The sequence below is a fragment of the Blautia sp. AF19-1 genome (genome assembly GCF_003479155.1).
Lineage (GTDB): Bacteria > Bacillota > Clostridia > Lachnospirales > Lachnospiraceae > Fusicatenibacter > Fusicatenibacter saccharivorans.
In genome coordinates, this window is the sequence record NZ_QUGQ01000004.1 from 123,020 (window position 1) to 147,147 (window position 24,128).

General features: G+C 42.3%; 23 protein-coding genes and 1 pseudogene. 1 reads left to right on the forward strand and 23 read right to left on the reverse strand.

The features are described 5' to 3' along the window. The 23 genes and pseudogenes from DWX26_RS03785 to DWX26_RS03895 form a co-directional block, all read right to left on the reverse strand. A complete protein-coding gene (locus DWX26_RS03785) occupies window positions 1-1,011 on the reverse strand; it encodes a glycosyltransferase family 2 protein (RefSeq protein WP_118600887.1) in 1,011 nt (336 codons plus the stop codon). Then, entirely contained in the window at window positions 998-1,786 is a 789-nt protein-coding gene (locus DWX26_RS03790) for a glycosyltransferase family 32 protein (protein ID WP_070103219.1), read from the reverse strand. The genes DWX26_RS03785 and DWX26_RS03790 overlap by 14 nt, the downstream gene beginning before the upstream one ends. Beyond that, window positions 1,776-3,071 (reverse strand): ABC transporter ATP-binding protein, encoded by a 1,296-nt coding sequence (locus DWX26_RS03795; RefSeq protein ID WP_117804738.1) that lies wholly within the window; start codon window positions 3,069-3,071, stop codon window positions 1,776-1,778. The genes DWX26_RS03790 and DWX26_RS03795 overlap by 11 nt, the downstream gene beginning before the upstream one ends. 10 nt (window positions 3,072-3,081) lie before the next feature. Further along, the gene (locus tag DWX26_RS03800) at window positions 3,082-3,951 is read right to left on the reverse strand and encodes an ABC transporter permease (protein WP_118600888.1); all 870 of its coding nucleotides are present in this window, start codon (window positions 3,949-3,951) and stop codon (window positions 3,082-3,084) included. A gap of 16 nt (window positions 3,952-3,967) precedes the next feature. Continuing rightward, window positions 3,968-5,179 (reverse strand): Coenzyme F420 hydrogenase/dehydrogenase, beta subunit C-terminal domain, encoded by a 1,212-nt coding sequence (locus DWX26_RS03805; RefSeq protein ID WP_118600889.1) that lies wholly within the window; start codon window positions 5,177-5,179, stop codon window positions 3,968-3,970. Window positions 5,180-5,191: 12 nt separating this feature from the next. Further along, window positions 5,192-6,343 carry a glycosyltransferase WbsX family protein gene (locus tag DWX26_RS03810; RefSeq protein WP_118600890.1) on the reverse strand — a complete coding sequence of 384 codons (1,152 nt, stop codon included), beginning with the start codon at window positions 6,341-6,343 and terminating at the stop codon, window positions 5,192-5,194. Then, window positions 6,330-7,322, reverse strand: coding sequence for a glycosyltransferase family 2 protein (locus DWX26_RS03815; protein ID WP_118600891.1), 993 nt, complete (start codon window positions 7,320-7,322; stop codon window positions 6,330-6,332). The genes DWX26_RS03810 and DWX26_RS03815 overlap by 14 nt, the downstream gene beginning before the upstream one ends. A 3-nt stretch (window positions 7,323-7,325) precedes the next feature. Then, complete coding sequence (locus DWX26_RS03820) at window positions 7,326-8,105, reverse strand: glycosyltransferase family 32 protein (RefSeq protein ID WP_118600892.1); 780 nt, start codon at window positions 8,103-8,105, stop codon at window positions 7,326-7,328. Next, complete coding sequence (locus tag DWX26_RS03825; protein ID WP_118600893.1) at window positions 8,102-9,172, reverse strand: glycosyltransferase family 2 protein; 1,071 nt, start codon at window positions 9,170-9,172, stop codon at window positions 8,102-8,104. Before DWX26_RS03825 ends, DWX26_RS03820 begins: the two co-directional genes overlap by 4 nt. Window positions 9,173-9,185: 13 nt before the next feature. After that, a complete protein-coding gene (locus tag DWX26_RS03830; RefSeq protein ID WP_055220466.1) occupies window positions 9,186-10,202 on the reverse strand; it encodes a glycosyltransferase family 2 protein in 1,017 nt (338 codons plus the stop codon). After that, entirely contained in the window at window positions 10,195-11,301 is a 1,107-nt protein-coding gene (locus DWX26_RS03835; protein ID WP_118600894.1) for a polysaccharide pyruvyl transferase family protein, read from the reverse strand. Before DWX26_RS03835 ends, DWX26_RS03830 begins: the two co-directional genes overlap by 8 nt. 2 nt (window positions 11,302-11,303) lie before the next feature. After that, window positions 11,304-12,503 (reverse strand): glycosyltransferase, encoded by a 1,200-nt coding sequence (locus DWX26_RS03840; RefSeq protein ID WP_118600895.1) that lies wholly within the window; start codon window positions 12,501-12,503, stop codon window positions 11,304-11,306. Further along, a complete protein-coding gene (locus DWX26_RS03845; protein WP_199671268.1) occupies window positions 12,500-13,198 on the reverse strand; it encodes a glycosyltransferase family 32 protein in 699 nt (232 codons plus the stop codon). The genes DWX26_RS03840 and DWX26_RS03845 overlap by 4 nt, the downstream gene beginning before the upstream one ends. Window positions 13,199-13,224: 26 nt before the next feature. Beyond that, the gene (locus DWX26_RS03850) at window positions 13,225-14,067 is read right to left on the reverse strand and encodes a glycosyltransferase family 2 protein (RefSeq protein WP_330422979.1); all 843 of its coding nucleotides are present in this window, start codon (window positions 14,065-14,067) and stop codon (window positions 13,225-13,227) included. Next, window positions 14,052-15,068 (reverse strand): EpsG family protein, encoded by a 1,017-nt coding sequence (locus tag DWX26_RS03855; protein WP_158579550.1) that lies wholly within the window; start codon window positions 15,066-15,068, stop codon window positions 14,052-14,054. The genes DWX26_RS03850 and DWX26_RS03855 overlap by 16 nt, the downstream gene beginning before the upstream one ends. 118 nt (window positions 15,069-15,186) lie before the next feature. Then, on the reverse strand, window positions 15,187-16,287 hold the full coding sequence (locus DWX26_RS03860) for a glycosyltransferase family 4 protein (protein WP_117804750.1): 1,101 nt from the start codon (window positions 16,285-16,287) through the stop codon (window positions 15,187-15,189). A gap of 180 nt (window positions 16,288-16,467) precedes the next feature. After that, window positions 16,468-17,091, reverse strand: coding sequence for a sugar transferase (locus DWX26_RS03865; RefSeq protein WP_118600899.1), 624 nt, complete (start codon window positions 17,089-17,091; stop codon window positions 16,468-16,470). Beyond that, entirely contained in the window at window positions 17,088-18,590 is a 1,503-nt protein-coding gene (locus DWX26_RS03870) for a polysaccharide biosynthesis tyrosine autokinase (RefSeq protein WP_158580582.1), read from the reverse strand. Before DWX26_RS03870 ends, DWX26_RS03865 begins: the two co-directional genes overlap by 4 nt. Window positions 18,591-18,606: 16 nt before the next feature. Further along, window positions 18,607-20,010 (reverse strand): polysaccharide biosynthesis tyrosine autokinase, encoded by a 1,404-nt coding sequence (locus DWX26_RS03875; protein ID WP_158580583.1) that lies wholly within the window; start codon window positions 20,008-20,010, stop codon window positions 18,607-18,609. Between the two features lie 11 nt (window positions 20,011-20,021). Further along, window positions 20,022-20,897, reverse strand: coding sequence for an immunoglobulin-like domain-containing protein (locus DWX26_RS03880; protein WP_118600902.1), 876 nt, complete (start codon window positions 20,895-20,897; stop codon window positions 20,022-20,024). A 26-nt stretch (window positions 20,898-20,923) separates the two neighbouring features. After that, window positions 20,924-21,712: a tyrosine-protein phosphatase gene (locus DWX26_RS03885; protein WP_118600903.1), complete on the reverse strand. Its 789-nt coding sequence runs from the start codon at window positions 21,710-21,712 to the stop codon at window positions 20,924-20,926. Further along, window positions 21,675-22,787, reverse strand: a pseudogene (locus DWX26_RS03890) (UDP-N-acetylglucosamine 4,6-dehydratase family protein); the annotation flags it as partial. The gene DWX26_RS03885 and the pseudogene DWX26_RS03890, both read right to left, overlap by 38 nt. Window positions 22,788-22,850: 63 nt before the next feature. Next, window positions 22,851-23,312: a hypothetical protein gene (locus tag DWX26_RS03895; RefSeq protein ID WP_147398104.1), complete on the reverse strand. Its 462-nt coding sequence runs from the start codon at window positions 23,310-23,312 to the stop codon at window positions 22,851-22,853. A gap of 410 nt (window positions 23,313-23,722) precedes the next feature. Here DWX26_RS03895 and DWX26_RS03900 point away from each other — a divergent pair, with 410 nt between their 5' ends. After that, complete coding sequence (locus DWX26_RS03900) at window positions 23,723-24,121, forward strand: LytTR family DNA-binding domain-containing protein (protein ID WP_158579744.1); 399 nt, start codon at window positions 23,723-23,725, stop codon at window positions 24,119-24,121. The last annotated feature ends 7 nt before the right edge of the window (window positions 24,122-24,128 follow it).

Below are 24,128 nucleotides of genomic sequence, written 5' to 3' on the forward strand. Positions count from 1 at the left end.
TTATATTTTAGATCGAATCATTCTCAGCAGATTCTGCCATTGTCTTCTCACTCTAAAAAAGTTGACTTTTTCAGGATATGCTAATACATAAAAATCATAATTATTTTTAAAGCGTACAATCCCCTCTTTTTCTGCCTGCTCCAGTGCTTCTCTATACTGCTGTTGAAATTTTTCTCCTCGTTCTTTATCAAAACCTTCTTTCCATTTTTGGCACTTTATCAAATCCCACTGCGCTGAATTCAGCAGTTTTAACAATGCCGCCTGATAAAGTTCTTTACACCTTTTTTTCTTAAAAAATTTTATTCTTTCTTCCTGTGCATCATATTCATCAAATCGTTTATTGAGCGTCAAATTTTTTGTTATTCCACACGGATTTGTAAAATAGAAATAAAATACAATATCTGTTACTGCTATTCTCTCACTTCTATAATACAATTGATACGTAATATATTCATCTTCAAATAACCTCCCTTGCGGAAAACGGATTCCATTAAATACTGTTTTCTTAAATAATTTTCCACAACAGGATATATATTTTTCCACGTTTTGACCACAAAAAAGTTTGCTTTCAATTTCCAATCCAGACTGGATTTCCACACAATTCTTGATTTGTAACTCAGCGCATGTATCTACTTCTTCTATCTCAGCAAAATGTTTTAATCCGCAGATAAAGATATCCGCATTTTCCTCTTTCAAAACTTTCAGCTCTGTTTCAAGCATTTTACTATGCACCACATCATCCGCATCAATAAACATTACGTATTCCCCTGATGCAATTTCTAAGCCCGCATTTCTAGCAGAAGAAAGCCCCCCGTTTTCTTTATGAATCCCCGTTATTGTCTTCTGTTTTTCAGCATATTCATCACATATCTCGGCCGAACCGTCTGTTGAACCATCATCCACTAAAATAATTTCATATTCCTGACAACTCTGTGCCAGCACACTGTCGATACACCGTTTTAAATAGCTTTTCCCTTGATAAACCGGAATTATAATACTAACCGTTATCATATCTGATCCATCCTTTTATTTTCAAGTAGATTTTTTCTCCCAAAAGCTTTTTAATCATACGATTCGGAAGATATTTCCAATCATTTTTCTTTTCCTCTAACAATGCCTGACGATGTTTTTTATGATACTCTTTTTCTGCTCTTTCCATCCAGCTTGCATGAAACCAATGAACCGAAATTGTTTTTTTTGATTTTCTTCTATATCCTGTTTCAAAATCAATGGGGCACATACAAATGGATGGTAAAATCATAATATTTCCCTCTAAAATCTGCTGCTTATCCTTTTGTTCCAGTCCGTGTTTCAAAAAGATTTCTGTATTAATAACCGGGCATGTCTTCTTATTTTCTGATCCGTCCTCTAAAATAAACGGGATCGTTTGATACATCTCCATCATTTCATACAACAAACCGCATCCCCGTTCAGCGCCAAATCCAAGTCCCGTAGAAATATATTTTTTATTTTCAAATCCAAAAAAAGCACTGTATTTTAGCAGAAAATCAATCTTTTTCACTAATTCTACATCTGTATCAAAATATATCCCTCCATATTCATACACAACCCGGAGTCTTACATAATCTGTAACAAATGCCCACTTTTTCCTATGATATGCGTCAATTACATACTGCGGGCATTCTTTTATATTAAAATTTTTTTCATTCCATTCTACAATAAGATAGTCTGGACAAAACTTCTGCCAGCTTTGCATGCATCGCCTGACCGAATCTGGAATTGGCTTTCCCCCAAACCAGCAATAATGTATTTTTTTAGGAATCATCTCTTTCACCCACGCATTTCAAATCGTCTAATCGAATTTTTCCCCAGGCATTTACGTTCCAGTTAATCTTTAAAGCATGTTTACTATCCTGAATTTCAAATGTAAATGCTGGAAACACTGCATCCAGGTCATCGTAAGTTCCCATTTCGTTTACATTATAAATCACCAGCAATACGAAATATTTTCCCGGTACAAGTCCACGCAGCAGCAATTCCATTTCCAATATTTTGCTTCTTCCTGCAAAAAAGGATGTAAATTCCTGCAAAATTCCCGCTGCAACAGATCCTCCATCTGCTGATCTTATTTCTGCCCTCACGGATAGATTTGAAATATTTGTTTTGGCCTCAACCGACAAATCAAATTTCAGCTTTTCCTCAAATTCATATACCGGTACCTGTTTGTCCACAAGATGCACATGTGTCATTTTCGCCTTAATAACTGGCGGCAGATGTGCCATTCTCTTATTTTTCAGATCAATATCTACACTTCCGTTTTTAACAGCTGTATCCATATACAAATCAATTGCTCTTTCTACCCCGCCGTCAAATATCAGTTCGCCGTGATCCAGTACAAGGCAGCGGGTGCAAAGCTGACGAATGGTATTCATATTATGACTCACATAAAGAATCGTTTTTTCTTCTGAATTTGCCGCTTTTCCCATCCGTCCAAGACACTTCTGCTGGAATTTCATATCTCCGACAGCCAAAACCTCATCCATAATCATAATTTCACTATCCAGATGAGCTGCCACAGAAAATGCAAGTTTAACATACATCCCACTGGAATATCGTTTTACAGGCGTATCGATAAACTCTCCACATTCGGAAAATGCAATAATCTGATCCAGTTTTTCTCCGATTTCTGCACGGCTCATCCCCAATATTGCCCCATTCATATAAATGTTTTCACGTCCCGTTAATTCCGGATGAAATCCCGTTCCTACTTCAAGCATAGATGCCACACGGCCATTCATTCCAATGCTTCCTTTTGTTGGTGCCGTTACTCTTGACAGCAGTTTCAGCAATGTCGATTTTCCTGCTCCGTTGTGTCCGATAATCCCTACTGCTTCTCCTTTTTCTACCTCAAATGAAATATCCTTCAGCGCCATAAAACGTTTTCCATACTCTGGTGTTTTCTGGCCTATTTTCAGTGTCGGATCTTCTTTTTTTCTTATTTTTGCATGGAATCGTTCCAGATCTTCCCGTAATGTTGTTCCCCCGATTGCACCCAGTCTATATTCTTTTGATACATGATCTATTTTGACCATAATCTGTTTTTCTGCCATCCTGTTCTCCTTAAATGGTATCCATAAATGTTCTTTCCACTTTATTGAATAACACAATTCCAAGTACAAATAAGATCATTGTGTTTCCCCACCCCACTCCATAGTATCCTGCATGAAAATATCCTGTTCCGAAAAAAATATAGCGGAATGAAGTGATGATCGGCGTCATTGGATTCAGCATATAAATCTTCATATATTTTTCAGGTACAAGCCGCAATCCATATGCAACTGGCGTTCCATACTGCCATAATTGTAATCCAAAGCCTATCAGCATCGCCAAATCACGATATTTTGTTGTAAGCGCTGAAACAATAATTCCAACTCCCATCGCCAGCATCATCATCTGAATGATCAATATTGGAAATAGAAAGAGATACCCGGACAATCGAATTTCCATTTTCCCTTTCCATATAAAATACAGCAAAAAAATCAAAAACATGGCAAATTGAATACCGAAGGAAATCAAATTAGATATGGTTGACGCTGCCGGAGATACCAGCCTTGGAAAATATACCTTTCCCATAATAGAACTGTTTGTTATAAATGTGTTTGCCGTACTGCTGACCGTCGATGAAAAATAGCTCCAGCAGATCGTACCTGCCATATAGAACAGAAATGCCGGAATTACGGTTTCTTCTGTCGCTTTCACATCCAGCGTAGTCAGGTTTGCCAGTGAACCAAAAATCACAGTGAACACTATGGTTGTTAACAGGGGCTGTATCACCGCCCACAAAGGCCCTAAAATTGTCTGTTTATATTTTGAAACAAAATCTCTTCTCACAAATAAAAAAATCAGGTCTCTATACTCATATGTTTCCTTTAAATGAAGATTGATCCATTTTGAATTTGCCGTAATAACTGTTTTAAATTGTTGTTCCATCTTTTTCTCTCTAACCTTAAACTTTGATTTTTCTTATAAATATTTTGATTCTTTTCGGTATCATGAAACGAAGTTTTCTCACAAACAGAATTCTGTTTCTTCGTTTCTGATACCACCGTTCCACACATGCATAGTTCTGTTTTTGCAGTTTCATTACTTTCTCCCGCTGCCGTTTCAGTACAGACGGCTGTACCAGCTGTGCATTATATTTTGCTGCCCGCTGATAAGATGACGGATATTTTATAATGTTACTTCCATATTTCGCAAGCATAGTCCTTCCCTGATCATTATTCACAATCAGACAGGAGACTCCTTTTTCTTTCTCTATTTCACCTCCATATTTTTTCAAATATTCCGGGTGCACCAGCTCTATCCCCCAATAATCTCCTATGGTAATATCACCCTGACGATATTCTGATGCAAACGGACAAAAATAGCAGCTTTTCCGGTATGTGTATCCATTTAAAAACATTTGATAATAGGAGCTTTCTTCCGGTTCAAAATATCTTTCTTTCTGACTTCCATCCCTGTTCTCCAATATCATTTTTCCGTATAACTTCCACCCGCTGCTTTTATCTCGAAAATAAAATCCTGCTATTTTTTTTCCTTCTTTCGATTCTATGTATCCTAAATAATTCTGGAATAATTTTGCGCTCGGTACACCATGACATATAATTTCTATTGTATATAAATTTGCATACGTTCTCTGAAGGTATCCTCTCAGTCCTGCTATCTGACAAGGCGTTCCACTAAACAACACAGTCTCGTTATGTTCCAGATGCCGCTTAATTTCAACATATACATTTTCCAAATTGCTTTGTACATATTTTGAATCCTTTAATTTACAAAGTTCCTCTATTTTATCTATCCCGATATGTTTTATTACTAAGTTTTGGTTTTCATAAAGCATAGCACATCCATAGACAATTCCTTTTCTTTTTAGCACTTCCTGCGCCAGCACGGTAAAGATTCCCCCCGAAGCATTTTCTTCCAGATCAGCGTCCTTTGCCTGTGCCGCATACGTTTCTTTTCGTGATTGCTCTTTTTTCTCAAAACTGCAGACTTTTAAACATTTTCCGCACTCCGTACACTTCGATTCATCTATTTTAGGATAATCAAAACCATTTTCATCCTCTTCCATGTAAATCGCATGTCTGGGGCAGCATTTACTGCAGGCTCCACATCCACAGCAATTTGTCTCATTCTTTTCGGAAATTATATTTCTCATTTACCCTTTTCCCTATTCTAATGCTTCTTTTATTGCTTCAAGCTTTCGATACTGATATCTTGTGTCCGGTTCCAGAAAAGCACCTTCTCCCCATTCATTCCATGCATTAATAAATATTACCGGCTTTTCCTCTTTCCGTGCTCTTTGTACCAGTATTTTCATATATTCAGCAAACTTTTCTACGGAAAATCCACTGACCATAACTCCATGTTTATTTCTTGGCGTATTATCCCAATCCACAAAACACCCCGGCCAAAAATTTTTCTTCCATTTCGCATTTAAAATCAAATCCCATATCTCATCGTAAAAATACATTCCCAGACTCTGCTCTTTCTTCCAATACATTCTTCCTTTCTTCTTTCGACATTTTCGATAAAACGACACCATTTCCTCTCCACAAAAGTTTCTGATCAAAGAAATTTTTCTGCTTGTTCCAGGCAGCTCCTGGCTTTCGATATTTCGTGAATATACAGGCTCAAATTCAATTTGATAATCAAAAATATCGTTTCTGTAATACATATCTGAATAATACGCCGGAAATTGAAATGCCAGACATAAATCCGGAAAGCCTTCTTCTTTTGCTCTTCTTCTAAAATACGATGCCATCTTATAAATATCGATCATTTGTTCCGGCTTATAAACAACGAGCAATGGGCACCCATCTACTGTTATATATCGTTCATCTTGAAAAAAATTCAGCAGATACTGAAAGTGCCGTTCCCACTCTTCTTTTCCGCCATAATCCTGCTCCATGATGATTTCCTGATCTCCACCATCCCAGTTCTTACTCCAGTTTTCATTGGCCCAGCAAAAGCAAAATGGGATCTCTATTTTTTTGTTTTTCAGCATTTGTTCCGCCGGTTTTTCCAACAACTTCTCACCATGTTTAAACCAATAATGATAATAGCAAAATCCGAAAATCCCATATTTTTTTGCCAGATTACTCTGCCAGATCTTTACCTGATCATCCATTAAATCATAATAGTTAAGGTCCAGTGGGATTTTGGGCTGATCATGCCCGGAAAATAATGCTTGTGCTTTTCGTACATTTGTCCATTCGGTAAACCCCTTGCCCCAGCATTGGTCGTTCAATGGTATTGCATGAAACTGAGGCAGGTAAAATGCAATCAGCTTAACTCCTTTCCCATCCTTAACTTCTGCCATTTTTCTTCCCCTCACCTTCTGTTTTTTCCATGATTTTTTCAAAACATTCCAAAAGACATCTCAAACGAGTTTCAAACTGAAAGCTCACACCGCTTTTCTTCTGAATCTCAGCAATTTTTTTGAGTCTCTGATATCTTAATGCACGAAATTTATAAAATTGATATATGCCTTCTCTCCCATATCGTTTCCAGAAATACGTCATCGTTCCATTTATTCGAAGGGTGAATTGTTTTTCATTAAAATCATGCTGTTTCTCTAAAGTCGCTCCCTCCAGATGAATAATCTTTGCCTGTGGTATATTATAAATTTTTTCACCTCTTTTTTTAATTCTCCAAGACAGCTCTTCCTCCTCTGCATACATAAAAAAATCCTCATCAAATCCTCCCAACTGCTCAAAGAGTTTTTTCTTCACCATCATGTCTGCCCCAAATATATAGGCAACTTCTATCTTTTGATTCGTATCGTTAAAATCTTTTCTTCGTATCTGCAATGCAAGATGTTTTCTGTATAATTTTTGTTCTGCTTTTGACAGCATCAAATACCGCCAGGATGCATATCTCTTTTCCGTTCCCAAATCATCAAACCTTAAACAAAAAGACGGACACGGCATTCTCTCCGGTGTATATAAATTTCCGCCTGTACATCCCATATCTGGATTGTTTTTCATCTCTTCCCATAAAATTTTTACTGCATTGTTCATCAAAACCGTATCGGGATTAAGAAAAAATACATAATCCCCCGCTGCGTATTTTGTTCCCAGATTGTTCGCTTTTCCAAATCCAAGATTTGTTTCTGCCTCTATCATCTTAACGCTGTTTTCAAATTCCGCCTGTAATCTTTCTGCTTCTTTGTTCTTTGATGCATTATCCACGATAATAATCTCAAATTTTACATCCGCAGTTTGTTGAAATATTGAATTGACACAATCGATTGTTAAGTCTATGGAATTGTAATTAACAATAATAATTGAAACATCCATACGCTATCCTTTCCATTTTATTTTTTCCTTTATGCTCTCATACCTCTCTTTTCCTAAAATACTTCTGCATATTCTGTTCGGCAGATGAATCATACAGTCCATATTTCTTAGATATTTTCTTTTTTTCTTTTCTTTTTCTGTAAGCCATGATGCTTTAAAATGATGAATCGAATATGTATTATCTGTCAATTCACACTTATGACTTTTCCAATTGATCGGGCAGAAATACTCTGCTGGATAAATATGAAACTTACAAATTTCCTGTTCCACATTTTCTTTCTTCATTCCCAGTTTTACCAGTGCCGCTGTGTTATAATAAGGACACGTTTTTAAATTTTCTTTTTCCTGCTCAACAAAATCAATCTCTTTATAAATATCCATCATCGCCTTCACGACCGGATGAAAAGCAGATGCGCCAAACCCCTGTCCCGTATTCACATAAACCTCATCACATTCTTCATCCACTTTCTTCTCAAATCCGATATAGCCATCTGTTTCTAACAAATCATCCAGTGATCGAATTAGTTCAACATCCGTATCAAGATAGATTCCTCCATACTGGTAAATAATATCCAGTCTGGCATAATCAGATACAAACCCCCAGCGTTTTGCCTGATACGCCTGCTCCATATATTTATTTTTATGAACATCATAATTCTTGCTGTTCCATTCCATAATTTCATAATCCGGACAATATTTCTGCCAGCTCTTAATACATTCAATTACCAGCAATGGTTTTTCGTTTTCCCCAAACCAACAATAATGAATTTTTTTCGGTATCATATAAACTCCTGGCAATAAATAGAATATTTTGCATAATCTTTATTTAAAATTGCTTTTGCAAGAAAATAATATCTGTCCTTTTTTTTCAAATACTCTTTAAAATTAGTACAGACAAATTCACATTCCCCTGCAAATACAGCCTTTTTTATTTTTTCCGGCAGCATAACAATCCTCCGGCAGGTAAATACAATCTGTCTCATTACCCTTTGATAATTCTCGTAGTCAAAAGGAATCTCCATTTTCTTTTGAATCTCAGCCATTAACAGCATAATCCAATAAGAATCTACTCTTTTTGGATTTTCATCATGCTTCTGTGTAATACTCTCTCCATGAATTCGATATGCATACACTACATCAGACAAACAATCCACTTTATTCGCCATTGGAAAAATCACAGCTCCGATAATTGCATCCTCATACCAATAGCCCTCCGGAAATTTCAATTCTTCCCACAGTTTTGCTTTCATCACCTTTAAACAGGGGCCTCCCCAATATTGATTTCTTTCTTTTGGCAAATGTTCTTTTTTTATCATTCCAAGAAAACCATTTTTATCAAAGCGATAGCCATTTCCCTCTACAATATCCGCATCTTCCAGATACGCTTTTGACAGCAAACACTCTATTGCATTCGGTAATAAAACATCATCCGAATCAACAAACATAATGTATTTGCTTTTTACTCTTTCAAGTCCTGCATTTCTTGCACCCGAATACCCTTTATTCTCCTGCCGAATAACTTCTACACATGGATTTTTTATGTATTGATTTAAAATTTGCCCGCTTCGATCCGTCGATCCATCGTCAATTGCAATTATCTGAAAGGAATATTTTGTTTTTTGCAGGACGATCGACTCCATACATTCCTTCAGCCAGTTTTCCGAGTTATATACAGGCACTATAATCGTGAGATCATATCGAATCTCTCTGCTCCTGTTTTCAGAAAATACATCCGGCGACACGGGCGGTGCAACATCCATCAGTATTCTCTTCGCATCCTGTGAAGAAAGTGTAATCTTTTCTTCCCGTATCTCATAAGCAATCCATGCCGCTATTCTTTTAAAAATCATTTTCAACCTCCCTTTAAATCAGGCTGAATATCCACCACCAGTTTTTCTTTATCATATACAACAATATTTTTTGTTTTTCGGGCACATCAAATTCCTGTATTTTTAATGGACATCTTCTCACTACAGGATCGTTCAGTAGTTTCCTACAATACACTTTTCTCTCACTCCTGTCTGTCATTTTACCTCTTTCCTTCAGTCCAACTAATATAACAAACCATGTCAGCCAGTTCAATTGCTGCTCAAAACAATACTCTTTTCTATTTTTGAATTCTATCTCTGCATGTTCTATTATTTTCTTACACGATTCCCATCTTCCCTCTCGAAATGATTTCGAAATAGAATCTGGATTATACCAGTAATGATAAATTCCGGCTTCTTCTTTATAGTAAAATTTTTGTGTACATAAAATCACTTTTGCACTGAAAAGGATGTCTTCACTAAACTTAATCTCTTCGAAAAAAAATATCTGATTTTTCTTCAAAAAATCCGTTCTATACAATGCTCCCCATGCCCCAACAACAGGTCCCAAAGTTAATTGCCTCGTAGCCAGCAGTCTTGGATATATTTCTTGTAAAATTCTCTTTCTATCATAAATTCCTCCCTGCATTTCTCTTACTGTTTCCACTCGACATGGAACATTTCTTTCCATCCCTGGCCATTCTGTCCGAAATGCTCTATATCTGACGAAATCTACCTGATATTTCTGCGCCAGCTCATAGAGCTGCTGCAGACCGTCTTTTTCCAGCCAGTCATCACTGTCCAAAAAGAAAATATATTTTCCAGTTGCCACTGTTATTCCCCTGTTTCTTGCAGACGCAAGTCCTCCATTTTTTTTATGAATCACTCGCACTCTTCTATCTTTTTCCGCATATTGATCACATAAAACCGGACTCTGATCCGGTGATCCATCATCAATCAATATGATTTCTATATTTTCTACCGTTTGATTCCGCACGCTGTTTACACAACGTTCTATGTAGGCTTCGACGTTATAAACGGGGATAACAACAGATATTATCGGCCTATTCATTTTTCTTTTCTCCTGTTATTTTCGCTAAATATTCTTCTGCTTCTTTCCTCTCTTTCTGCAGGATGAACTCGATCCTTTGCCAGTTTATCTTTTTTGCTGTCTGCAGTTTTTTCACATGATCCATCTTCCTGTCCTCCACTCCAAATACTTTCAATAAATCATTCACCCGCGTATTGATACGTTCTTTTCTTTCGATCACAAAAAATTCTTTATGGAAAATTATTGCAAACACTGTTGCATGAAATGAATTAGAAACTACAGCTTCCGCATTTAAAATTAAATTTACAAATTCCAACGGCCCAATATCTGCACATACTTTGTCACAGATTTCTGTTTTAAAAACCGACCAGATCTCTGTTTTTGTTTTTTTAGAAATTTTTTCCGCAATTTCCTCTGCCACGCAGTTTTTATCAAAATCATAAAGCAGCACATACTTTTTATTCGTCTCTGTTTCCGGCAATATTTTTTTCCACTGACACTGTTTCAGCAAAAAAACGGGATCACAATTTCTTTGAGACTGAAGTCCCATTTGCTTCACCAATGCAGCTCCTGTCTGCTCTCTGACCGAAACAGCATCAAAGGATTTAAGCCATTCCTTCATACGCTGTCGGTCTTCTTCTTTTAACGCATCAACTGCAAAACTCGCCGCATACGATGCCCTTCTTCCCTTTTCCGTAAATTGCAGAAAGAATGCAGGATCTTTTCCATTTGGAAAGATTGGATTCCATATCTGATCGCTCCCTGCCAGATACAGGTCTGCTTCTTCTATATTTTTTAGTTCTTCACACGTTCTATATGTTGTATCTGTCAGTTCTAACGCATTTTTCCGGAAAGCATCAAATCTATATTTTCTTTTACTGAATAATTTTTTTATTCTTCCTGGCATCTTCACCAGCAAATAAATCTCTCGAATTCCTGCCCTGTCATATTCTGGATTATTTACCGCTTTCAGACTATAATGCCTGCTTAGGTAGTCCGGCTTATAGTCAATAATTTTCACCTCATGACCGCAGTCTTTCAAATATTGCATTAATGCATATGCCTGTAAGCTTGCGCCTGCATTATATACATCATAGCAAGTGATAATTCGTATTCTCATTTCTATCCTCTGCAAATACACTCTATTTTGTTGATTTCCTGCCTGTTAGAATAATCCTTTTTCCTGCACTCCTGCACCAGCTTTTCAAGCCGCTTCGGTTCCCGTAATATTTCACTGATTTTTTCTCCACACGCTCTGTTTTCCAGCGGCACTATGATTCCATCTATTCCGTTTCTCAGCTGACTTTCTGCTGTTGGATATCCCGTAATAATCACCGGTTTTCCAAGCATTTGAGCTTCCCTTACAGCTACACAATTCCCCTCATATCTTGATGGCTGCACATAAACATCACACGCCCTGATATATGGATATGGATTCTCTTTTTTCCCCAGAATTTTTACATATTGTTTCATTCCTGTCTCACATATTCTTTTACGGATTTGCTTTTCATTTTTTCCAAAACCAATTAAATACCAGGTTACTTCCAATCCATTCTGCCTGATTTGCCGACAGATATCCGGCACATTATCAAAATTTTTAGCATAGCAGAACCTGCCAATTGACAATATTTTTATCCCCGATGCATTCATTTCTTTTTCCACCGAAAAACTTTCTGCCTGTCTTTTGATGAGCTGTTCCGGCAAAATATTTTTTATCAATATAATTCTATTTTTTAATGTAGGAAATTTCTTCAAAAATTCTTTTGTAACTGCCTCTGAGATAGATGCGATATAATCATATGCCTTCCACATTTTTGTTTCGGATAAAATATCAATCTGCACCTGGGAATAGTCCGTATGGATCCATGCGATCTTTTTCTTGGCATTTACTTTCTTCGTTACAATATAATGTGGTGTCAGAAAACTTACCGCCAGATCATACTCCTTTTGGGGTTGTATTCGCGGCATAAAAGGGCTGGTATATTTATAGCTATATTCTAAGTTCACATCACTGTCTCGGTAATTATGCTTATGATCATAAATCACCGCCGCTGTTTTTCCATATAGCCTTGCCATTGTTAATAAAACATGTCCCTCTTTTAAAGTTGCCTTCATTGGGTGCGCCAAAACTGTATACGCAGCTTTTTGCGGAAGCAGATGGACTTTATCCGGAATCGCATCCATTAATTCTCCTTCCTGACGAAGCAAAAAAAGATCTATTTCCCATTTGCTTTCATCCAGTGCTTCTAAAAATCCTATCAGACTTCTTTCCGCACCACCCAATTCCAATGCATGTGATACAATTAACATTGTTCTCTTCATATTCGAAACCTCTTAAATACATCTACTCCCCAAATCCTATGAATCGGTCTTGTTATCTTCCCTCGTAATTTTTGTGCTGTGTTCATCCAGGATGCCGCATACCAGTGAATAGAAACCGTATCTGCTGTTTTTTCCAGCTTTCCCGTTGCACTGTCATATGGATTCAAAACATTCACCGGATACACTGCCGCTTCCCATATTTTTTGTTTCTGCCCATTCTGTTTTAAGCCTAATGCGGTCAATGCTTTTGTATTCAGTTCCGGACACATTCTTACTCCATTCTTTCCATCCAGCAGCACATCATATTCCTTCAGCATCGCCCGAAGCACTGCTCCATGCGCAGCGGATCCAAATCCCAGTCCCGTATTTACATACCGCTTATTTTCAAATCCGAAATATGCATCTTCCTGCAATAGCTTTTCCAGTGGCCGAATCACTTCCACGTCTGTATCCAAATAGATCCCTCCATACTTTTCCACCGCCCAAAGTCTGACATAATCGCTTAAATATGCATATTTTTTTTCCGCATAGCACATTCGTGTATATCCATTCATGTCTATGTCAAAATTTTCTTCATTCCATTCGATCATTTCATAGTCCGGGCAATACTGATGCCAGCTTTCTATGCACTTTAAAGCCAATCGGGATTTCTTCCCTTTCCCAAACCAACAATAATGTATTTTCTTCGGTATCATGTATCCATCCCTTTCTATCACATCTTTTATTCACTGGCTATCATTCCTGCATTGCTTTCTAATTTTCTTTTATGAAAATAGTCATAGACTTTCTCTGGCAAAATTCCCACAAGAATTGGCCGCATCGTATATAGGTATCCGCTTATCGGCAGCCCCAGTTTTCGGACCGCTATTCCTTTTACGTAGGCCTCATTTATTCTGTATCGAAGCTTTCTTCTCTTATATGCTGCTCTGTCATCCCGCATGAGATAAAGCTGTTTTGGAATATTTTTACCTCTGTATCCCGCCTCATACATTTTTATCCATAAATGATAATCTTCTACCCGTAAAATACTTTTTTTCTCTGTGTATCCATCCACTGCATCGTATGCTTCTTTTCTTACCATACATGGTGCATGGCAAAACGGAGATCCATACAGAAAATCCTTTTTCTTTGGATATTCCGGATGACTTATCTTTCCCCATATTCCTGTTTGATCAAAATATCCCATATCTGTGCTTACGATTGAAATTGTTTTCTCTGTTTCCAATGTTTCATATTCAGCCGCAAATCGTTCCGGCAGACAGATATCATCCCCATCCATTCTTGCAATGTACTTTCCTTTGGCCGCTTTCAGACATCGGTTCAAGGTATAATTAAGTCCCCTGTTTTCTCTGTTTCTCAGTAAGATCATTTTTTCCGGATATCTTTTCCTATAAAGCTCTGCCACTTCGTACGTTGCATCGGATGATCCATCATCGCACATAATCAACTCCCATTCTTTCATTGTCTGGTTTAAAATCGATTCAATTGCTTCTGACAGCGTATCCGCACAGTTATACATTCCCATAATTACACTGATCTCTGGATTTTTCATATAAGCCCCCATATAAAATGCATCTGATAATAAAAGAATCCAATATATCCCAAAACAGCAGCACTTTTTATAATTTTCGCCGAATTCTCTGTAAAAATATTTTCCATTTCCCAGGGAAGCAAAATGGACGCAGAATACACAGATCCATAAGAAATCAGCCGTCCTATGAATATACCGGAAGTTTTCATCGATACAACTGCAATTCCACTTGTTAGGATTGAGAAGTTTGTCATAATGTTAACTACCGGGTTATCCGCTTCTTTGATCTGCCTGCGTCCAACCACAGAAAAAATCATAGGAATAGAATAGACGAATACTCTGATTGGATTGGTTCCATTATCCTCCCACTCTTTCCAGTCCGTTACCATATTAGAATACTGTGTATTTGACAGCGCATCGTTCATCCCATCTGTAAACCTGTTTACAAATATCAGTATTAAAATGCATCCTAAAATACACAGCACACTCTTTTTATTCCATGCTTTCCCCTGCACAATAAAGATAATCGGTACCATAAGAAGCGCTGACGCATGGAACGTTGCCCCTAACAGGATAATTACTGTCAGTGATACATATTTTCTTTTCAGAAGCAATGGAAATCCCGCCATAATAATTGCAATTGCCAAAAACTGGCGAATACCATTCTGACACCAGGACATGTAATCCGTTCCTGCAACAAAAATAAATATACTCATCCAATAGTTTTCACTATATTTCCGGTAGATAAATGCCATGCATAACATTTGTATTGCAGCTATGATCAGAAAAAAACAAACAGATGAATTTCCAATAAAGCTTTTTAAAACCACCATGAAAACGGAAAAACCTTTATCTTTTTTTATTCCCTGAAGATAGAATGGGAGCTCAGCTAGCCTATTCGGTGCTTCGCTGAAAACTCTCCGGTATGCATAGGTGTCTCCAAAATTATCAGATCGTAATGCTGCTGCTATTATGTACGGAATCACCAGCAGCACCGCCGGTGCCATCTGCCATCTTTCTTCGATCCTTCCCATAACGATCTCCTGCTTTTTCGGCAGAAATCTTGTCAGAATTATCCCTGCTGTCAAAATCCAAATTAATTGAAACCAATAGTTCGTTATGGACATCTTTCACATCTCTCCTTTTGTTTTACTAAAAGTCTCTTTTTTCATCCCCTCGCAGACTCTGCACTGTTTTCTCCACCACAACTTCTTTCCGAAACTCTCTCTCCATCTTCTCTCTCCCCGCCTGTCCCATCTGCTCTCGTTCTTCTCTGCTGCAATGCAGCATCTCTTTCATTGCGTCATACAGCATCTCTTTATTTTTTACCTCAACCAGCAGACCGCTTTTCCCATTTTCTACGCTCTCCCTGCACCCCGGAATATTGCTTGTGACGACTGGGCGGCCTGTGGCGGCGGCTTCTAAAAGGACATTACTCATTCCCTCATGGTAACTGGGGAGCACTACGCAGTCTGCTTCTATGTAAAACGGACGTGGATCCGACTGAAAGCCGTAGAAATGGGCGATGCTGTGTTTTTCCAGTTCTTTTACCTGCTCTTTGTATTCATCTTCAAAAAAACCAACCAGATCAAGGACAAAGTTTTCGTTTTCTTTTTTCAGATGCCGGACAGCATAAAACAGTTCGTCGATTCCTTTTTCTTTCATAATTCGTCCAAGATACAGGAAATGGATTCGTGTGTGCTTCGGATAAGGCTGCATTTTGTATCTTTCCAGATTAATTCCTGCCCCGGCCAGGACGATCTGGCGATCGGCGGATATGATTTTTCTTTTACAAAATTCACTGGCATTTTCTTTGTTTTCAAAAAAGACGTATTTCACTTTTTGGAACGCTTTTCGATATAAAATTGTAACAAGCCCAGTTAAGACTGGTTTTTGAAATGCTGTTCCCAACCCCTGTACATTGGCATAATACGGAATTTGCTTTTGACCGCTGAGCAGGCCTATGTAGATATTCGGTTTTATGGAATAGGTGAGTATAAGATCTGGTTTCACTTTTTTCAGCAGACGCTCATAATCCCATAGCAGCTTTGCTTCCGTAAATGGATTCACCCCACGGCGGTTCATGGATATTGGAATGCACTGGATTCCCATGTTCTGGAAATCTTCTTCATGCCCGACAAATGGCATCGCCAGAATCACTTCATACTCTTTCTGCAATGCTTCCGCCAGTTCTCTTCGAAACTGCCAGAACATATACGAATGGTTTGTTACAATCAGAAGTCGTTTTTTCATTGCTCTTTCCCGTTTCATGTAATATCCCGCATCATTTAATTACTTATTTCATTATTTATTTTGTAAATTATATCATCTTCCCATTAATATGCAATTACTTTTCTCATTATTTTCCAGTAATTTTCTTTCGTTTTCGACAGCATCCACTCTGCTTTTACTTTTTTCTTCTCTCTTCCCCATTTACTGCCATCTGTTTTCCATCATTCCCTCATGAATTCCATCCTGCCGCAGTACCGCGCCGGCTGTCTTACAGAGGCATTCGAGGTCCATTCCGAACGCAATGTGATGCACATAATATCCGTCCAATTCCGCTTTTTCCCGGATCGGAAGTTCATCCCGCCCATGGATCTGTGCCCAGCCGGTGAGGCCCGGACGGACACTGTTTGCGCCGTACCGCTCCCGCTCAGAGATCAGATCCTCCTGATTCCAGAGCGCCGGACGCGGACCGACGAGCGCCATGTCGCCTTTTAAAATATTGAAGAGCTGCGGCAGCTCATCGAGGGATGTTTTCCTGAGAAAGCGTCCGACTCTTGTGATAAAGAAATCGGGATGGTTCAGCAGATGTGTCGGCATATCATGCGGCGTGTCGATACGCATCGTGCGGAACTTGTATATGTAAAAATACTGCCCGTTCCGGCCCACCCGCTTCTGCCGGAACAGCACCGGTCCCGGAGAATCCAGGCGGACTGCAATGCCGACTCCCAGCAGCAGCCACGATAATGCTGCCGTTCCCACAAGCGCCAGCAGACGGTCCAACAGATTTTTCAGATACTTTTGATAAACTCCTTTTTTCTTCTCCCTCATGCTTTTTCTCCCTGCTCCCTTGCTGTCCGGTCACTGTTCCGGCGTTCCTTTTCTTTCCCATAGCCGTACTTTCCGTAACCGTAACCATATTTTCCATACCCGTAGCTGCCATAGCTGCTGTATCCGTAGCCCGTCGTGCCCTCCTGCACGCCGTTCAGCACATAGCCGCAGACCGGAATCTGCGAATCCTCGAAAAATTCCAGCGCGCGCCGGACTTCCCGGTCTTTCGTTGTTCCCTGATGTACCACGAGAACTGCTCCGTCGGCAATTCCGCCGAACAGTGCCGCATCCGAAAGCACTCCGCACGGCGGCGTGTCGATGATCAGAAGATCGGCCTCTTCTTTCAGGCTTTCGATCATGGTCTTCATCCGTACCGAGCGCAGCAGCCCTGCAGGATTCTGCGTGCTTCCCGCTCCCGGCAGGATTTTCAGCGTCAGATCCCGGCAGTCGGTAAGTGCCTCCTCCCAATCCATCTGTCCCTTCAGCACGGCAGCAATTCCACGCTCTTTCCGTCCGATCAGTCCCATACACTTCATCACCGAAGGATTCCGCAGATCTCCGTCCAGCAGTACTACGCGGTATTTCTTCTTCGCGAACGCCTCCGCCAGGTTCACGGCAACCGTTGTCTTTCCCTCCCCCGGCACGGCACTCGTCACAAGAAGGACCGGACAGTCACTTTTTCCAATTATTCTGTCCTCCGTCCTTGTCCGGATCAGCTGCACCGCCTCTTTGAAGGCATCCGGCACTTTTGGATTGCAGATGGTAATGGTCTGTTCCTTTACGCTGCTTCTTTTTTTGATCTTCGCCTGCGGCAGATTTCCAAGGAATGCCGCATTCGTCAGCTTCTTAATATCATCCGCCCAATGGATGGTTTTTCTTGTTCTCACATAGAGGAACAGCAGCAGGAAGGCCGCTGCAAGTCCTGCTGCTGCACCATACGTGCCGGCCCGCAACGCATCCTGGCTGTTAACCGGCACTGCCGGAACACCGCTTTCATCCACCACCGTCAGTGTCGTCGCACCAATGATATACTCTGCCACCTCCGGATAATTCGTGATAACGGATTTCATCACCCGATACGCCGTCTCCGGTGACGCGTCCCGCACACGGATAGTAAAAAGATTGGTATTTTCCATCACGCTCGCCTGAATTTCTGATGTCACCGCCCCGATTCCAAGATCCCGCGCTACAACATCCTTCAGTACGCCGCTTGTCACAAGATACGGAAAGGTCTTTCCAAGCTGCTCTGCCGTTACATTATCGTAATAAGAATAACCGACCGCACGGTTCGATCCGACCACGAACGATGTATATGCCTCATAAACCGGCTGATACCGCAGCTTTGCCGTCAGAAAGGAGCCGCCTCCTGCAAGGATTACAAGTGCCAGCACACCAAAGAAAAATTTCTGGAACGCCTGGAAATACTCCGCCAAAAAGGCGATCAGATCTATTTTCTCTGGTTCCGCTGCGGAATAGGTTTCATACGTTTCTCTGTTCATGCTCTTTTGCTCCCTCTCATCGTTCTGCCCTGCTATAGGCGCCGTATCCGTAACCGTAACCATAGCTGCCTCCGATCCGCTCGCCGAATCCCGGATAAACATTGCCGAACACACAGCCGATGACCTTTTCTTCTTTCTGGTTCAGCGCGTCGATGGCATCGTTGATGTCCCGTGTCAGCACGCCGTCCTGCCGAACGGCAAGAACCGCACCATCAGCCAGCTCCACAAGCTCCTCCGCATCCGCGGCCGCGCCCATCGGCGGCGTATCCAGAATAATATAATCCATGTTGGTCCGGCACGTATCCAGAATCCGCCGGAAAATTTCACCGCCGACTGCTTCCGACGGTTCCTCCAGCCGTTCCCGGCAGATGCCCATGTAAACATTCGTATCCTTGTATTTTTCAAAAACGCTGGACGCCGACTCCTTTCCGACTGCTACCTGTCCGAAATCTTTTCCGGCCTTTTGCGGAAGTTCAAAAATCTTATACAGCGCCGGCTGACGAAAATCACAGTCCAGCAGAAGGACACGGTTCTGTTCCTCTGAAAGGGCAAGCGCCAGATTGGCGGCAAGCGTCGACTTTCCTTCATTTTCCGCCACACTGGTCACCAGCAGCACTTTTCCCCCTCTCCGGTCGAGTCTTCCGCGCACACGGGAAGCAATGCGCTTCAGGGATTCCACATAGGGAAAACTCCGCGCCGGATTCGTGATCAGCATGGAGCTGTTTTTCCTCTTTTTTTCATGGTACACGGTTCCCAGCAGATCCGCATCAATCTTGCGGCCAAATTCCGTTTCATTTTTGACGGTATCCCGCAGAAAGGAAAAGAAGCCCACCAGCGCCGCCGTACCAAGCGCGGCCGCCAGAAATGCCATTGCAGCGTACTTTTCCGTCGGAATCCGGTTCGACGGATTGCCGGAAACCTGCGGCTGCTGCAGTGTCTCCAATACTACATTGGGAATAATATAATCTGAAATGGTTGTGTAATTCTTCAGCACCGACCGCAGTACCCGAAAGGCTGTTTCCGGCGAATCGGCTGTCACGGAAAGCTCCATTAAATTGGATTCCGGCACAATTGAAGCGCTCATGTCCGCCGGAAAGGATGAGCATCCCAGCTCCTCCATCACTTTTTTCTTTAAAATATTGTTTTCCAGAATCGCCTGAAATTTCTGCGTCATCTCATACGTCGAAGAAAGGCTCGATGCTGCATTTGCATTCTCGCCGCGCCCCATCACGGCAAACGTGGTTTTCACCGTGTACTGATCCCGATGGACTGCCGTCAGCACCGTGTAGGTTATCATCGCCGCCGAACAGGCAATCAGAAGGATGATCCACCAGTTTTTTGCCATGTCACACAGAATGCTCCGAAGATCCCAGTCTGCTTCGCCGTTCTGTCCGTTTCCTGTTCTGTCGTATTCTCCCATCTGGAACCTCCTCATTCATTGACGCAGACAATCAGGCGGATGGAGCTTGTCTGTCCCTCCTCCGATGTCACAGTATACGTTACTTCATAGACACCTTCCTTTCCGGTGTCAACCGGATTCTCTATGGAAAGTTTTTCTTCCCCAAGGATCTTGTCTTCCGCGGAAACCGCGTGAAGTTCATCGTCCTCTCCTTTTTCATACGTCATCTGATCCACATTCACCTGCTCCAGATAATCCTTCGGATCGAACGCCTGCTGCAGTTCCAGATGGATCAGATACTCGCTTAAGGTAATCTGCGGCTTTCCGCTCTCCTCCGCCGGGTCGTAGAGTTCCACCGTCACCGGAAGACTCGTCACATCACCGGCACGGTTGGCAGCAGAATACGTTACCTGATACAGCCCGGGCGTGCTGCTGATCTCATCCTGATACGAGAGCCGGATGCGGTCCGTAATCGTTCCATCCAGACAGTCCTCTGCGGAAAGTCCTTCCGTCAGGTCATCTGCATTCACACTGAACCGGAGCGGCCCATCCAGAGAAAAGACCGGCGATGTATAGTCGTTATAGACCATTTCCCGTTCCGCGTGGGTGACATTGTTGTCCGAATCAAAGGCAACGATGCTGATTTTCCGCCGCCCTTTTTCGATAAAGTTGGAAATATGTTCTACCGCAAGCGAATCCGTCACATCGCCGTCCTTCGCATCGTACGCCGTCACGCCGGACAGAAGCTCCGCCTCATCCGCGTGGATACTGACCGAAATTTCACTGTTATCCATCGAAATCTCTGGCCCTTTCCCGTCTTTTCCAGTTCGCTGCCGCATCAGGCACCCGCCAAACGCGAGCGATGAGGCAAGAAATAAAATCAGAACAGCCGCTCTCATTTTGTGCATATCCTTTTGATGTCTCCTTTCGTTTTTCAGACAAACCAGCGTCTTTTCCGCCTTCGTTCCGGAGACGGCTCATACAGAACCGGCCGGTTCTCCAGAATTCTCCTTGGATTTACCTTCAGCAGAAGCTCCGCATACGATTCGCCGTACCACTTCGACAGAATTTCCCGGATCGGTCTCATGTCCGGTGTCCGGTAATTGGCGCGGTGTGCATCGCTTGCCGCACAGCCTGCCAGACGGTTTTCCAGCAGATACTGTGCTGTCCGCTCTGCTTCTTTTCCAAATCTTCCAAATACGCTTCCTTTGTTCATCTGCAGAACTGCGCCCATTTCCCGGAACTCATACAGAAGCTCCGGCGAATCCTGCACGCAGAAATACCGCTCCGGATGTGCCAGCACCGGGATCTTTCCCATGGCCGGAAATTCCATCAGCCGCCTTCTGATCCCGTCCGGTGCCATGTCAAACGGCACCTCGATCAGATAATAGCGGCTTTCATGAAGCGGTATCAGCTTTCTCTCTTTGATTTTTTCGTTAAGCGGCCCGATGCTCATAATTTCCATGCCGCGCACCAGGCTGATCGGGATGTGTTCCTTCCGGATTTCCTGTTCCAGACGGTAAAACAGCTCCAAAAGCTGCTCCGAATCGTAATTGACATACCCATCCTCCACGCCCTCGATTCCCGTCTGGTTTGCATGCGGTGTCACAGCAAGGATACGCACTCCGCTCTTTGCCGCAATTTCCGCCATCTCAAGGGATGTGGACAGATTCGGGGAACCGTCGTCAACCCCCGGCAGAATATGTATATGAAGGTCCGTCATGCTTCTTTTCTCCTTCGTACTGATATTCCGGCACCATTCTCTTTACCCTCTCGCAGATGTCCGGACATTCGTTTTCCGCCGCCCGCTCGAGTTCTTTCATCTGTTTTCGGAATACCGTCTCATCAAAAGCAATCTGCCGGCCGATAAAAATGCGGGTGTTTTCTGTCGTCTGCATCCCCTCCTCATTCATCAGCAGCTCCTCATACAGCTTTTCGCCCGGCCGCAGGCCAATGTACTTGATCTCGATTTCCACTCCCGGCTCATACCCGGAAAGGCGGATCATGTTTTTCGCAAGGTCCGCAATTCGGACAGGATCTCCCATGTTCAGGACAAAAATCTGGCCGTTTTTCGCATACGCGCCCGCCTCGAGCACCAGACTGACCGCCTCCGGAATCGTCATAAAATAACGGATGATGTCCGGATGCGTCACCGTCACCGGCCCACCGTGCTCAATCTGGCGGCGGAACAGCGGAATGACGCTGCCGTTGCTGCCAAGTACATTTCCAAAGCGCACCGCCGCAAACTCCGTGGTGCTGTGTTTTCCAATCATCTGGATCACCATCTCGCAGAGCCGTTTGCTCGCTCCCATGATGTTCGTCGGATTGACCGCCTTGTCTGTCGAAATCAGAATAAATTTTTTTACGTGATACCGGCTTGCCGTGCGCGCCGTCTTTAAGGTTCCGATCACGTTATTTTTGATCGCCTCGTTCGGACTGTCCTCCATCAGGGGCACATGCTTGTGCGCCGCTGCGTGAAAGACGATATCCGGCCGGTAACGGGAAAACATCGACTGCAGCCGCCGTTCATCCCGCACCGAACCGATCAGCACCGTCATGTGAAGCCTCGGGAACTCCCATTCCAGCGATTTCTGGATCTGGTATGCATTGTTTTCATAAATATCAAAAATGATCAGATGACCGACACCGTGGCCAGCTAACTGTCGGCAGATCTCGCTGCCGATGGAGCCTCCTCCTCCCGTCACAAGAACCGCTTTCCCCTGGACATAATCGAGAATCGCATCGAGATCGACGCGGACCGGATCCCTAGGCAGCAAATCCTCAATTTTAATTTTTTTTCTGATCTTTTTTTCTTCCTTCATAGCTCCCGCTCTCATTCTATTCGACATCTTCTCCCGTTTTCAGGCATCCTGTTTTTCCTGCTCCTGCAGACAGTCTTCGAGCAGATACAAAAGCTCCAGCGCCGAACGGAAACCGGCTTTCTGCTTTCCGCAGATCAGAAATTCCTGCAGACTGCAGTGCTGGCGGAACTGAATCTGAATGCTGACCATCCGCTCGGTTCCGGCCGGAAGCGTGGTCTCCTGCCGGTTTTTCATATCCTCCGTAAATTCCCATTCGTCTTTTTCTTCTTCCCGCAGGCTTCGCATACAGCTTCCCGCATCCGGCATACCGAGCAAATCATAAATCCGATTCATCCGAAGCAGCATTTCCCCGTATCCCGCAAACGGAACATCGTAATGCAGAAGCGGCAGGTGGATCACACCTTTGGAATGGCTTCCGTTCAGCTCCTGAAAACATAAGAATAATGCTGCATCTGCTGTTGTATGTACCTTTTCTCTGATTTCTTCCATTTCTTTTCTCATAATCTTCTCCATCTGCTCTTTGTATTTCTTTTTATAGTAATGTTATATATAATATTTATTTTTGGAATATTATACCAAATCTATCTCACATCGTCAATCTGCTTATGCCTCCTTTTCTTTCGATTTTCACTTTCTTTTCTGTGTTTTTTCTACATGGAGTTTGCTTTTTTGATCTTTTTCGAGTTCTGGTGTCGCGGTGTGTCACTGTTCGTCGAACGATTTTATCAGAAGTGAGGCCTTTCGGCTTGAATGAAATCCTATGGATGTGCTAAACTACAGTTTGTAATCGTATGATCGTTCCTGTAATGATTTCATAGTTACAGTATCATGTTTTCCTGCGCCGGACAACCGCTTCGACGTGAACGGCTGCACATCGACGCAAACGGTAAGTAATTCAGGAGGTGGTAATTTTGTACTCAGAGTTGATTTTTCCATTGAATTCCAACGATCCGGTTCTTCTCGAAATTCCGGTCATCATCACACAGGGCGCCTCGGAACGAATCCGGTTTCCGCTGGATGATCTCATCTATGTGGAGGCCTGTCAGCACCGGCTGATTCTGCATACCGTTCAGGGTGACTTTTCAACCCGGTGCACATTTGCCGGCCTGACGGTATGTCTTGTCTCAACCGGCCGTTTTTTCCGCAACGGAAAAGGTCTGCTGATCAATTTCTCCCACGTTGCGCTCGTGCAGGCAACCGGCGAGGTTCTGCTGAAAAACGGACAGACCGTCTTCTGCAGCCGCAGACGGAAGCGTGAAACCCGCGAAGCCTTCCTCGCTTATGCCAGAACACTGTCCCGCCGCTTATAATATGATT